Raw genomic sequence first — 13,088 nt, forward strand, 5'->3', positions numbered from 1 at the left:
ACTCCCGCAGGGCTGCTTCTATCAGGTGAAACTCAGCTGGCTATGGCCGTGCTCGCGGTACTGGGGCTGCTGGACGAACCGGAATCCGAACTCGACGCGGAGCTGCTCGAGCCGCTGTCCGACTTCGCGGGCTCGCTCGCGGTCGTCGCGCCGCCGCGGCTGTCGGTGCGGTAGAAACCGCTGCCCTTGAACACGATTCCCACCGAGTTGAACAGCTTGCGCAGCTTCCCGGAGCACTCCGCGCAGACGCTCAGCGCCTCATCGGTAAAGGACTGAACGATGTCGAAGCGGTTGTCACACTGGGTGCACGCATATGAATAAGTTGGCACTGGATCCTCCGCAGGGTTCGTCAAACTGGCACTCTACAGCCGACAGTGCCAACACCGCCAATCGGCATTTCATTCCGCATCCCTATCGCCGCCCAATCGATGCAGTCCGCCATGCGGTGTGAGGGCCCAGCCCATGCGCAGATCGTGCGGTTCCTCGGGCAGCCGATCGAGTAGTTCGTCGTCGCGGACCACCGCGATCAACCGCGCCGTGGGCCGGGCCGCGGACAACGTCCGGTCGTAATATCCGGCGCCCCGGCCGAGCCGGACGCCGCGGCGGTCCACCGCCAGCGCGGGGACCAGGATCAGCTCCGCCAGGGTGATCGCGTCGGTGCGCACCTCGCCCGCGGGCTCCAACAATCCGAACCTGGCGCGCCGCAAATGATCCGGACCGGTGAACTCGGCCCATTGCAGCGGTCCCGGCGGTCCGGTGACCGGCAGCAGCACCCGGGCGCCCGCCGCGCACAGTGCTGTCAGCAGCGCCGTCGACCCGGGTTCCCCACGCACCGGCACATACGCGCATACCCATTCGGGGACGTCGAGTGCGGCGGCGCTGTGGGCCAGCTCACGCGCCTCGGCTGCGTGCTCGGCGGTGGTCATCGCGGCCCGACGCGCGTTGATTTCCATCCGCCAGGCATGTTTGTCACGCTCGCCGGGCATCTCCACAGTGATCACCTTAAGCTCACCGGGACCCGAGTCGGCGTGATGGCCGGCTCGGGCCAATGATGGATGGATAGGGTAGGCGTATGACAGCAAAGGCAGGAAAACCCGCGAATGGCGCGGTCGTGTCGTGTTTCCGCACGGCCGTCGTGCCTGCGGCCGGACTCGGGACGCGGTTCCTGCCCGCGACCAAGACCGTGCCCAAGGAGCTGCTGCCGGTGGTGGACACCCCCGGCATCGAGCTGGTCGCGACAGAGGCCGCCGATTCCGGCGCTGAGCGGCTGGTCATCGTGACCTCGCCGGGCAAGGACGGTGTGGTCGCGCACTTCGTCGAGGATCTGGTGCTGGAGAGCACACTCGCCGAGCGCGGCAAATTCCATCTGCTGGAGAAGGTGCGCAAGGCGCCCGCACTGCTGGATGTCACCTCGGTGGTCCAGGAGGAGCCGCTCGGCCTCGGACACGCCGTCGCACAGGCCGAGAGCGTCCTCGATGACGACGAGGACGCCATCGCGGTGCTGCTGCCCGACGATCTGGTGCTGCCGTCCGGGGTGCTCGATGTGATGAGCCGGGTGCGGCGCAAGCGTGGCGGAACGGTGTTGTGCGCCATCGACGTTCCCAAGGACGAGGTCAGCGCCTACGGTGTCTTCGATGTCGCGCCGGTGCCCGATGCGGTGAACCCGAATGTGCTGCGGGTCAACGGAATGGTGGAGAAGCCGGCACTGGCGGACGCGCCGTCGACCTATGCGGCCGCGGGCCGATACCTGTTGGACCGCGCCATCTTCGACGCGCTGCGCCGGATCGAACCGGGCGCGGGCGGCGAGCTACAGCTCACCGATGCGATCGCACTGCTCATCGAGGAGGGGCATCCGGTCCATGTGGTGGTCCACCGTGGGTCGCGCCACGATTTGGGCAACCCGGGCGGCTATCTTCGTGCTGCGGTCGATTTCGCGTTGGAACGAGAGGAATACGGCCCCGCTCTGCGGGAGTGGCTGCAGCATCGGCTCAGTTCGGACTGGGACCCACAGCTGACGACCTACGACTGATAGGGGCGGGCGTCGGGTTTCGCCGATAGTGGACCGTCGGGTACGAATGATGGTTCACCTCGCGCGCACGGAACATGGTTGCGCGGGTTGCGGAATCGGGTCGGTGCGGAGAGATCAGGAAGGGCTGGATGCGCTCGGTTGAGGATCAGCAGATCAAGGTGACAGCTGCGGCGGTCGCGCCCCGGCCGGTCCGGGTCGCGATCTCCGAGGCCCAGGGCCTGCTGTGCGCCGAGGATGTCGTCACCGAGCGGCCGCTGCCCGGATTCGATCAGGCCGCCATCGACGGCTACGCGGTACGCAGCGTCGATGTCGCCGCCGCCGGTACCGATATCCGCAACGAGGACGGCGAATTGGTCGATCTCACGCTGCCGGTGGTCGGCGAGGTGGTCGCCGGTTCCAAACAGCCGATCCGATTGCAGCCGCGCCAGACCGTGCGGGTCGACACCGGTGCGCCGCTGCCGACGCTGGCGGATGCCGTGCTGCCCTTGGATTTCACCGATGGCGGCCGGGCCAGGATCAAGGTGTACGAGCCGGTGCGGTCCGGTGACTATGTCCGGCGTATCGGCGACGATGTGCAGCCGGGCGATATCGCGGTGCGCGCGGGCACCATCATCGGTGCGCCGCAGGTGGGTCTGCTCGCCGCGGTAGGTCAGGACAAGGTGCTGGTGCATCCGCGGCCGCGGTTGTCGGTGATCTCGGTGGGCGGTGAGTTGATCGATATCGATCGCACGCCGGGACCCGGACAGGTCTACGACGTGAACTCCTATGCGCTGGCCGCCGCGGCACGCGACGCCGGCGCGGATGTGAACCGCGTCGGCATCGTCAGCTCGGATGCGCGGCGGCTACGCGATGTGGTGGAGGGGCAGTTGGTGCGCTCCGAGGTCGTGGTGATCGCCGGCGCCATCGGCGGGTGGGCCTCGGAACAAGTACGCGAAGCGCTGGAGGGGCTCGGCGATCTCGAAATCGCACGGGTGGCAATGCATCCCGGCTCGGTGCAGGGTTTCGGGCGGCTCGGGCGCGACGAGGTACCGACGTTCCTACTACCGTCGAATCCCGTTGGCGCACTGGTGGTTTTCGAGGTAATGGTGCGACCGTTGATTCGAATTGCCTTGGGGCGCAGACATCCGATGCGCCGGATCATTCGCGCCAGGACGATCACACCGATCACCTCGATAGCCGGGCGCAAGGGTTACCTGCGGGCGCAACTCATGCGCGATGAGGCCACCGGCGACTATCTCGTGCAGCCGCTCGGCGGCGGCGCCGGCGGTTCGTCGCATCTGCTCGCCACGCTGGCCGAGGCGAACAGTCTGATCGTGATCGACCCGGACGACACCGAGATCAGGACCGGTGACGAGGTCCGGGTCGCATTTCTCGCACAGCGCGGCTGAGGCGTGGAGACGATGAACGTGTTCCGGGTCACGCAGCATCCCGGATGGCCCGCGCATCTGGGGCCGCTGCGCGTTGCGGCGGGACAGGTGACCTTGCGTCCGGTGCGATTGCGCGACGCGGCGGCGTGGAGCCGGATCCGGTTGCGCGACAGGGCACATCTGGAGCCGTGGGAGCCGACCGGGCGCGGTGCCTGGGAGGCGCGCAACCATGCGTCGAACTGGCCGTCGCTGTGGTCGAGTCTGAAGGCCGAGGCCAGGCGCGGCGCGATGATTCCGCTCGTGATCGAGGTCGACGGCGTCTTCAGCGGACAGTTGACCATCGGCAATATCGTGCGCGGTGCACTGCGTTCGGCATGGATCGGCTATTGGGTGGCCAAGGATTTGGGCGGTCAGGGGGTGGCGACGGCCGCGCTGGCGCTCGGACTCGACCACTGCTTCGGGCCCGCCGGATTGCATCGGGTCGAGGCGACGGTGCGGCCGGAAAACCTGGCCAGCCAAGCGGTTCTGCGCAATGTCGGTTTTCGCGAGGAGGGGCTGCTCAAGCGGTACCTCGATGTGGACGGCGCCTGGCGCGACCATCTGTTGGTCGGCATCACCGTCGAGGAGGTGGCGGGGACCGTCGTCGACCGGCTGGTGCGCGACGGTCGGGCCACACTGCCCTGAATTCCAGATAGCTGTACGTCCGTACTGTTTCCGACGCGCCCGGCTGCTTCGACGCGCGGCGAGAATGGTGGAACTGTGACAGGTGTGGCGTATGTGCACGGCGCGCCTGACCGAACTTGGTGCGACACGGAATTAACCTACGGACGTCGGAGGTGCGTCCTGCGCCACCGGCGGTGACCGTAGCGATTGCTTGCAGGTCGCTCGAAAGGATCAGCTGTGAGGCGCTCGGTGGCCAGTGCCGAATACGCCTCGCGGCGACCGGACGTCCGGCCGTCCGAGGCGTTTTGCGGCGAGCGAACGCAGCGCGACGGGGCGCGGTGCGACCCGGTCGAAGGGACGATGCGGCGGGGACGGAGGTGCTGAGGCGAGATGCCGAATTCGATCCTATGGATTGGCCTGGTCGTGCTCTGGGTCTTCGTGCTGTTCCCGATCCTCGCCGACCGGCACCCCAGGATCAGGCAGACAACCGACGCGGCGCTGGCGACCCGCGTATTGCACCGCGGAGGTTCCAAGCGGCGCACGAAGAGTGGACCGGCCGCCGGGCACGACAGTGATCCGGATTACCGGCCGACCCGAGTGCAGAGAAAGCTTTCCCACAGCGATGATGCGGAGGACCGGATGACCACACCGGCCGACGAGCAGGTCACCGAGGACGACAATCCCGCGGACAACCCGCCCGAAATCAGGTCGGCGGTATCCGATTCCGAAATCGACGACAGGGAAGGCGAAGTCGACGAGTTCGATCGCGACGATGACGAATTCGACGATGCGGATGCTGAATTCGACGACGGCGCCGACGAACTCGACCACATCGATTCCGACGATGCCGAGATCGCAACGGCCCGAACGGCTGCGAAGCGACGTACGACGGCCGATGATGACCTGGTGGCGGCAGAGCACACCGAAACGTCCGGTGCCAGGATCCCCTCGGCCCGGACGGCGCCACCCGCTCGTCTCGACGAATCCGAATCCGACTCCGACGATTCGGATTTCGTCCCTACCCGGCGCGGTCGTGGCGGCTTCGATCCGGAGGCCGACGCCATCGCGCGCGCGACACGCTACACCTTCCGTCAGCGCGCGGTACTCGGCCTCATCCTGGCCGCCCTCGCCTTCGGCGGACTCTCGGTGGCGCTCAACCCACTGTTCTGGTGGGGTTGCGGCGGCTCCGCCCTCGTCCTGGTGACCTACCTGGCATACCTACGCAAGCAGGTACGCATGGAGGAGGAGATCCGCCGACGTCGCCTCGCCCGCCTGGCCCGCAGCCGCGGCGAGCACATCGAGGAGGAACGCGAAGCCGAGCAACGCGCCCAACAGCGCGTCATGGACCGCGATACCGCCCGCGCACTACGCCGCCGCTCCGCCCTCATCGAGGCCGACGACGAAGACCCTATGTTCGAACATCTGGAAACCTTCGACGCGGCCACCGCCCGCGCCCTGCGCCGCGGCCACGGCGGCGATATGCGTCGAGCCGCAGGCGCCTGATCTGCTGTCGGGCCGATACCGACACCGCAGCCAGTCGAGTATGCCCACTCCCGCATCCGCCCAGCTCAACCATGCGATTCGGAGTCTGCCCACCCCGCCTGATACAGTGTCACAGCGCGGTTCCCCGGAGCCGCACGGGGCTATAGCGCAGTTGGTAGCGCGTCTCGTTCGCATCGAGAAGGTCAGGGGTTCGATTCCCCTTAGCTCCACTTCACTTGTAGGCGGCTCATGCTCATGGAGAGCATGAGCCATTCTCGTTTCGTCGTGTTTGCGGGGGCGCAACCCCCACGCCCCGCCCGGCGGGCTTCGCCCCGGACACCCATGTTCGTGGTTGCGTTCGGTGGTTGTCTGTTTCCGGCAGATGTACGACCTGTTCATCGTTGGTGGCGATCGAAGTCGAAGCCGAGGTGCGGCAAGTCGTCATCGTCAACCTGTGCACCGCCTCCGTCCGGGACAGCCGGTAGGTACCAGCGGAGGGCGGAACGAAAGTTGCATTCGAGCACATGGCCTTGGCCGCGGTGCTGATCCTCGTCTCCTGCGTCGGCTAGCGAAGAGCAGCGAAGGGATGCGCGTCCATATCGCAACGGGTGCGGCCGTTTCGGGCTGCCATATGTGACCTTCAACCCTTGGATTACACATTGACAATCAACGTCGATTTGTAACATGCTTACCCGACTTTGCGGTCATGAGGAGAGAGGTCGGCCGATGACCGAGCATGCCCGGGTGGCGCTCGAACTGCTGCGCGACAGTAGTCAATTCAAGTGGTATGCGATCCCGTTGCTGCTGGTGGTCGTCTATGTGTATGCGACGGAGGTCGAGCGCCGGAACTGGAATGTGTTCTTCGCGGGGCTCGCACTGTGGGGCATGGACGTGTTCAACGAGATCTGGAACTCGTTGGTCTTTCACGCAACCGGGCGCGCGCCGGTGTGGGGAGCTACCGGGCCGACGGCGTATCAGCTGCTCATCGGCCTCAATATCGAGATCTGCTTCATGTTCGCCATCATGGGCGTGGCGGCGGCGAAGATGTTGCCGCCGAAGGGAACCCGGATTCTGGGCCTGCCCAACCGCCCGGTCCTGATCGCGCTGAACTCGGCCGCCGCCGTGGGCGTCGAGATACTGCTGAACAAGGCGGGTGTGCTGACCTGGGACTGGTCCTGGTGGCAGCCCGGCTTCCCGTTCCTGATCTGGCTCATCGGGTACGTTCCGTTCTTCACGGCCTGCTTCTGGGTGCACGATATGCCCTCGGTGCGCGGCAAGGTGACCGCTGTCGGCGCAATCCTCGGAGTCGATGCCATCGCTGTCATCGCGTTCGGCGCTGCGGGGTGGCTGTGAGCGCGGCGCACCAGGTGAAGCGCGGCGCGCTGGCCGCCGTCACCGGACTCGTATTCGCCACTCTCACAGCGCATCCCGTGGCCCTGGCCGATTCGGGCAACTGCGTGCTCCTCGGCACGGTCGGTACGCCTGAAATCACGGTCGATCAGAGCGCCGCCGGGCTGGAGAATTTCCCCGCCGCCGAAATCGCCCTGCCGGAACGCATCTACTTTCGCACCTCGACCGAGACATTCAACCGGTGCTGGTCCTTCGCCGCCCGCGCCGGTGGACTGTTCGTGAAAGAGGCTGCGGCCCAGGGTGGTTGGCGCGCCGTTCCGCTCCCCGGCTGCCTCGCGGGCGAGATAGCCGCAGTGTCGGCCGACGACGACGAAGTGCTGGCGGTGGACCGGGACGGCCGCTTCTTCACCATGGACCACGCGCTGAGCGCACCCAGGGATTGGAACTGGAGCAGCAGGTACGGCACCCCGCTGTGGACCGGACCCGGAAACTCCCTTCCCCCAGGCACTCTCGACTGGACCTGGTCGGTGCTGTCGCCGAACGAGGACCACGTCTGGCGCGACGCCGCGGGCAATGACCATTCCGTCGGCGGTGCGAAGGTCTCGCATGTGTTCGCGCTGACCGACGGCGGCACCCGCATCCGCTATATCGACCCGTGGCTGCCGGTCGATCACAGCTATGAGCTCGCCACACCCGCGGGCGGGCGCTTCCGCGCGGTGGCGCTGTCCACCAGTGGATCCACCTCGCTCGTCGTCGACCGCAACGGCGACCTCTATACCCGGCTCTACGATTTCGACATCTCCGGCGCGGACAAGGTCTTCTTCCGCTACTCCTACGAGAACCAGCGGGGCCTGCCGCAAGCCCCGGACATGCTGAGCGAGCGCGTCGATCCCGGCTATGCCGCCATCCAGCTGCCCGCTCCCGATTGGGTGCGGCAGCCGAAGGTGCCGGGCGAGATCACCGACCGGATCTCCATCCACAAGACCGGCATCGGCTCGGATGCCCGCGAACTCCGTGTCGAAGGCGTCAGCGACGGCCGAACCGGCTACTGGGTCAAGCAACTGACCGACGACCACTGGACCTTCGTTCCCACCGATCAACCGCTGAGTGGGCAGCGGCTGGCGAACAGCGCCGATGAGCGCAGCGTGGACCCGTCGGTTCCGGCCGCACCGAACAGCTATGTCGGCCGATCAGCGGTCGGCTGGTCCGCCGCTGTGCAATCTTTCGATGTGGCGGTCACCCCCACGCCGCTACGCCTGGATTTCGGCGATGGCCAACGCCTCGACCTCATTCTGCACACGGTGGACGCGCTGCGTCAGATGCCGCAGCAGGCGGGCCTGACCGGACAGCCGCGACACTTCGACGGCACCATCGAGATTCCCGCGGAGGCGCTGAATTCCCTTGCCGCGCAGCCTGCCCCGATCCGCGCCCTCCTCCAGACGGCGCTGGGTGGGCGGCGCTTCACCGATACCGGCGTCGACGTCACCGCCGGAGAGTTCCGGATCGACGGGCTCGGCCTGACGCTGAGCCGCACGCCCTGAGCGCGGCGGGGCGTCAGGTCCCGCGACAGTCATGACGGCGCGGTATAACGCGCATTATGGCTGCTCGTGGGCTCGTGTGCCGCTACTGTCATTATTCGATTCTCTATGCCATGGCTTTCCCGTTCAAAAAGAAGGGATCGTAACGTGAGGAGTCGACTACTCAATTTGACCGCAGTTTTGGCGGGATCCCTCGTCGTTATCGGAGGCGGGGCGGTTACCGCACCACAGGCATTGACGGATCCGGCGGTGGACGCCGGTTTCTACATACCGCCTGCGCCGCTGCCGGGAGACCCTGGTGCCATCCTCCGCGCCGAACCGGCGCCGGTAGCGTTATCGGCCCCCGGGCAGCCCGGAGTTATCCCCGCGATGGCTACACGCATGATGTATGCGAGTAGCGATGCGCAAGACGCACCGACCGCGGTGGTCGGCACATATTTGGAGCCTGCCGTGCCGTGGAACGGCCCGGGCGAGCGCCCGCTGATCGCGTTCGGGGGCGGCACGAAAGGGCAGGGCGATCAGTGTGCGCCGTCGCAGTTGATGTCGCAGGTGGTTCAATTCCGGCCGCCACTCGACGTAATCTTCGAATACGACCTGGTGGCGCTGCAATCTCTGTTGTTACGTGGCATGGCTGTAGTGGTGACCGACTACCACGGTCTGGGTACACCCGACATCCACGATTACCTCAACCGTAAGGCGCAGGCGCACGCGGTATTGGACGCCGCGCGTGCAGCGTTGCGTTTGCCGGGCACCGACCTGAACCCGAATTCTCCGGTCGTTTTGTACGGGTACTCCCAGGGCGGAATGGCTTCCGCGGGGGCGGCCGAACTCCAATCGAGTTACGCGCCGGATCTGAACGTCCGCGGTGCCTACATCGGTGGGCCGGTCGTAGATGACGAGTACTTCATCGGATACAACGACGGCCGAGCCGCGATGGCCCCGACCTACGCCTGGATTCTCAACGGCATGGCCGCCGACTATCCCGATGTCCGCCAGGCACTCGACGCCGAACTCAACGACACCGGCAAGGCCATCCTGGGCGACTCCCTGGACAAATGCGCCGTCCCCGGCGGGCTGGCCCAGCAATACCAGCAGACGTCGCAGTGGACCACCAGTGGACAACCGCTGACCGCGGTGATCGATCAGTCCCCGGTGTTGAGAAGGGCATTCGACGAGCAGCGTATCGGCGGACTCACCCCGGCGATGCCGGTGTTCATCTCCTCGGCCAGGAATGACGAGGGAGCGCCGTACATACCCATCCGTGACACGGCCGCCAGTTGGTGCGGTCGCGGGGTGCCGGTTCAGTTGGACTCGAACGCGGAGATTCCGCCGGTGTCGGGAGTCGTTGGCACCCATGTGCTGGCGTTCTTCCCCGCATTGTCGATCTCGCAGCAGTGGTTGACCGATCGGCTCGCAGGTATCCCCGCACCGAGCAACTGCGGTGCCCTGCCGTAGTTCCGAACGGCAACTCCGTGTTGGGAGCTGCCGTCGGAACTACGAGATCGTGCCATACCTGGCTCGCGCGATGTCGGCTGGTCGCAATTCAACGATGCGTGCTTTCTGTGCGCGCTACACGACGGGTTGTCAATGGATCGACCCGACGCCAGCCGACCTCGCGGAGCTGCGGCGTAGTTATGCATGAGTATGTTCCCACTACGCGCCGGGCTCGGAACGCGTGATTCTCGCGGCACTTCCAGATCGCAATTGACCGGTCAGACGGCTATTTTCGACGGATCTCTGGATTGCAGCGACGAAACGTCTATTCTGAGTCGACAAGATTTTAACGGATCAGTCTTCGTCGGCCACACTCTCGACAGGGGTGTGTTGGATCAGCGGGACGACTATGCCAATCTTCGAGAATGCGGAAGCTCGCGACCCTAAGCGCTACCTGTGGGTTCTGGGTTTAATCGCTCCGGGTTGCGCGCTACTACCGTCACAACTGGTGGCCCGTACTGGGCTGGAACTGTTTTGGTGGATCGGTCCGATCATCGTGTTCGTGGTCATCCCACTGCTGGACTGGGCGGTGGGTGATGACGGGAGCAATCCGCGCGATGAAGACTACGAGATATTGTCCAACGATCGTTATTATCGTTGGTGCACTTATCTTTTCCTGCCAATGCAGTTCATCGGCCTGCTGATCGCGGCATACCTGTGGGCGAGGCCGCCACTGAGCCTTGTCGATAAACTGGGATTGGCTGTGACGATGGGCGTAGTTTCCGGAATCGGTATCAACGCCGCGCACGAACTCGGTCACCGGGTCGAGCACCTCGAACGCTGGCTGGCGAAAATCGCTCTGGCACAATCCGGATACGGACATTTCTTCGTCGAACACAACCGCGGCCATCATGTTCGGGTCGCCACGCCCGAGGATCCGGCCAGCGGTCGATTCGGTGAGTCGCTGTGGGCGTTCCTGCCGCGCACCATGTACGGCGGCTTCCGCTCGGCGCTCGCCTTGGAACGGGAACGGTTGTCCCGTAAAGGAAAACGCTGGTTCAGCCTGGATAACAATCTCCTGCAAGCCTGGTCGATGAGCGTCGCGTTGTTCGGCACGATAATCCTGGTCTTCGGGCCGGCCGTGATCCCGTATCTGGTGCTGCAGGCGGTGATCGGCGCCGGGTTGCTGGAGACAGTGAACTACGTCGAGCACTACGGGTTGCTGCGTCCGCGCCGCGCCAACGGCCAATACGTGCGGTGCTCACCACGCGATAGCTGGAACAGCGACCACCTGGTCACGAACCTCTTCCTGTTCCACCTCCAACGCCACAGCGACCACCACGCGAATCCGGGGCGTCGCTACCAGACCCTGCGCAGCTGCCAGCAGGCGGCGCAGCTGCCGGCCGGGTACGCCAGTATGGTCCTGCTGGCCGCCGTTCCCCCGTTGTGGCGCGCGGTCATGGATCATCGGGTGCTGGACCACTACGGCGGCGACATAACGCTGGTCAACAGGAAGCCCGAGTCCAAGCGGCGACTGTTCCGGGTCCGGCTTCGACAGGTTCGAGACCCATTGGTCGAAGGTGGGCCGACGACACATACATGACCGGTCGTGGGGACGCGACTGCCGCTGGCTGATTTGCCTGGTACGCGAAGTGGATTCGCGCACTGAACAGACTGATTCGCATTGCCTTGCCGGGGCGTCCGTGCCAGCCTGGTTCACAGGGCAGATTCGCTGGTTCGTCGTCCGTGCGGTGGGTCTGGCATCCGAGGAGGGCGCCGTGAGGTATCGGGCCGGGCTCGAGGGGGAGATGACGCTGCGAGTCGGCATCGAGTTCACCGATGCCGGGTGTCGGTCGCTCGGCATCAGCTGGTCACCCGCCGCAGCGGGCGCGCACAAGAAGCTCGAGTACGCGCGGATATTCCTGGTGGTGCTGGGAACCGAACCGCGGCGGGTGTACCTGGCCATTGTGGACCGATGGCCCTCGACGGTGGTGCGGTTGCCCGAGTCGCTCGCCGACGGCGCGTGCGCCATAGAGGTCGACGCTTATGGCAGTGCGAGCTGGGGGGACGGTCGGCTGGACGCACGCGGGCGCAGCGCCTCGTTCACCGTCGGCATGTCCGCGCCGGGCGAAATACACGGCGGCACTCGGGATTGACCCTCGATACGGAGATGTCGTATGTCCCCCGGCGACATGCGCTGGGATGGGGCAGCGTGGCCGACACCACATCTGGCCAACCATTGGCAATCGGCTCGAGGTACGGTCCTCTGGTAACAGATTGATAACGCTGTCGTCATTGGAGCTCGTGCGTGCTGGTCCTGGATCACTTCAGTCATGGATGGATTACCCCTGTTCTGGCTTATGTCATGTCTGTCGTCGGATCGCTTCTCGGGCTGCGCTGCGCGGTCCATTCTCGGTATTCCCGCTGGCCAGGCGGCTGGCTATTGGCCGCGGCGGTCGCGGTCGGCGGCTGCGGCATCTGGGTTATGCATTTCACCGGCATGCTCGGGTTCGCCATCGAGGGGATGACCATTCGCTACGACGTATCGCGAACACTGCTCAGTGCGGCCATTGCGATCGTTGTGGTGTGGCTCGGGCTGTGGATCGCGGTGCGGATGCGCAGCGAACTCCTGGCATTGCCGCTCGGTGGCGCAGTGACCGGATTAGGTGTCGCCGCAATGCATTACATCGGTATGTCGGCCATGAAGACCGCGGCGCATATCGAATACGAACCCGAACTGGTGGCGGCGTCGATCGTGATCGCGGTGATCGCCGCGACGGTGGCGTTCTGGTTCATGCGGCACCTCAACGGTTTCGGCGCCACCGCAGGTGCGGCCCTCATCATGGGCCTGGCAGTGTGCGGAATGCACTACACCGGAATGGCATCCATGCGCGGCCATGACGTCGGCCACGAAAAGGTCTCCGGCGGTGTGGAACCCGCGCAGTTGATCACGCCATTGATCACGGTCGTCACCCTGGTCACCATCACACTGATCGTCGTGGTCGGCTTGGCCGAGGTGGACGATGCGGCCCGCCGGGAATTCGATATCGGCACAATCGGTTCCGACTCGGTCGAGAGCCGTCCGCATTGGTCGACGAAGCCAGCGCCGTCCGCCAGTGCGCGGACCGCGGACGCGTCGGTCAGTCTGCGAGCATCCAGCCGGGCCGCCCGCGACTCGGGCGATCGCCACGCGCGCTGACGCGGGCCGGTCGCCGCAATCGCATC

12 protein-coding genes and 1 tRNA gene are annotated in these 13,088 nt (G+C 65.6%); 11 read left to right on the forward strand and 2 right to left on the reverse strand.

Annotated features, from left to right (window positions below; all coding sequences use genetic code 11):
* Positions 1-32 precede the first annotated feature (32 nt).
* Both ACQP1G_RS05790 and ACQP1G_RS05795 read right to left on the reverse strand, forming a co-directional pair.
* On the reverse strand, positions 33-329 hold the full coding sequence (locus ACQP1G_RS05790) for an FmdB family zinc ribbon protein (RefSeq protein ID WP_433199083.1): 297 nt from the start codon (positions 327-329) through the stop codon (positions 33-35).
* A gap of 69 nt (positions 330-398) precedes the next feature.
* Positions 399-986, reverse strand: a complete 588-nt coding sequence (locus ACQP1G_RS05795; protein WP_433208192.1) for a 5-formyltetrahydrofolate cyclo-ligase — start codon at positions 984-986, stop codon at positions 399-401.
* Between the two features lie 86 nt (positions 987-1,072).
* On the opposite strand from ACQP1G_RS05795, the gene ACQP1G_RS05800 reads away from it, so the two are divergent.
* The 11 genes from ACQP1G_RS05800 (at position 1,073) to ACQP1G_RS05850 (ending at position 13,062) form a co-directional block, all read left to right on the forward strand.
* Positions 1,073-2,029 (forward strand): UTP--glucose-1-phosphate uridylyltransferase, encoded by a 957-nt coding sequence (locus ACQP1G_RS05800; protein ID WP_433199085.1) that lies wholly within the window; start codon positions 1,073-1,075, stop codon positions 2,027-2,029.
* 128 nt (positions 2,030-2,157) lie between these two features.
* Positions 2,158-3,417 carry a molybdotransferase-like divisome protein Glp gene (gene glp, locus ACQP1G_RS05805; RefSeq protein WP_433199086.1) on the forward strand — a complete coding sequence of 420 codons (1,260 nt, stop codon included), beginning with the start codon at positions 2,158-2,160 and terminating at the stop codon, positions 3,415-3,417.
* Between the two features lie 12 nt (positions 3,418-3,429).
* Complete coding sequence (locus ACQP1G_RS05810; protein ID WP_433199088.1) at positions 3,430-4,080, forward strand: GNAT family N-acetyltransferase; 651 nt, start codon at positions 3,430-3,432, stop codon at positions 4,078-4,080.
* Positions 4,081-4,449: 369 nt separating this feature from the next.
* Positions 4,450-5,562 carry a divisome protein SepX/GlpR gene (sepX, locus tag ACQP1G_RS05815; protein WP_433199090.1) on the forward strand — a complete coding sequence of 371 codons (1,113 nt, stop codon included), beginning with the start codon at positions 4,450-4,452 and terminating at the stop codon, positions 5,560-5,562.
* Between the two features lie 136 nt (positions 5,563-5,698).
* A tRNA-Ala gene (locus tag ACQP1G_RS05820) sits at positions 5,699-5,771 on the forward strand.
* A 496-nt stretch (positions 5,772-6,267) separates the two neighbouring features.
* On the forward strand, positions 6,268-6,894 hold the full coding sequence (locus ACQP1G_RS05825) for a hypothetical protein (RefSeq protein WP_433199092.1): 627 nt from the start codon (positions 6,268-6,270) through the stop codon (positions 6,892-6,894).
* Positions 6,891-8,432: a hypothetical protein gene (locus tag ACQP1G_RS05830; protein WP_433199094.1), complete on the forward strand. Its 1,542-nt coding sequence runs from the start codon at positions 6,891-6,893 to the stop codon at positions 8,430-8,432. Before ACQP1G_RS05825 ends, ACQP1G_RS05830 begins: the two co-directional genes overlap by 4 nt.
* Before the next feature lie 165 nt (positions 8,433-8,597).
* Positions 8,598-9,884 carry a lipase family protein gene (locus ACQP1G_RS05835; protein WP_433199096.1) on the forward strand — a complete coding sequence of 429 codons (1,287 nt, stop codon included), beginning with the start codon at positions 8,598-8,600 and terminating at the stop codon, positions 9,882-9,884.
* 388 nt (positions 9,885-10,272) lie between these two features.
* The gene (locus tag ACQP1G_RS05840; protein ID WP_433199098.1) at positions 10,273-11,466 is read left to right on the forward strand and encodes an alkane 1-monooxygenase; all 1,194 of its coding nucleotides are present in this window, start codon (positions 10,273-10,275) and stop codon (positions 11,464-11,466) included.
* A 175-nt stretch (positions 11,467-11,641) separates the two neighbouring features.
* The gene (locus tag ACQP1G_RS05845; protein WP_433199100.1) at positions 11,642-12,019 is read left to right on the forward strand and encodes a hypothetical protein; all 378 of its coding nucleotides are present in this window, start codon (positions 11,642-11,644) and stop codon (positions 12,017-12,019) included.
* 209 nt (positions 12,020-12,228) lie between these two features.
* Positions 12,229-13,062: an MHYT domain-containing protein gene (locus ACQP1G_RS05850; RefSeq protein ID WP_433199102.1), complete on the forward strand. Its 834-nt coding sequence runs from the start codon at positions 12,229-12,231 to the stop codon at positions 13,060-13,062.
* The last annotated feature ends 26 nt before the right edge of the window (positions 13,063-13,088 follow it).

The organism is Nocardia sp. CA-107356, from assembly GCF_050946365.1.
Lineage (GTDB): Bacteria > Actinomycetota > Actinomycetes > Mycobacteriales > Mycobacteriaceae > Nocardia.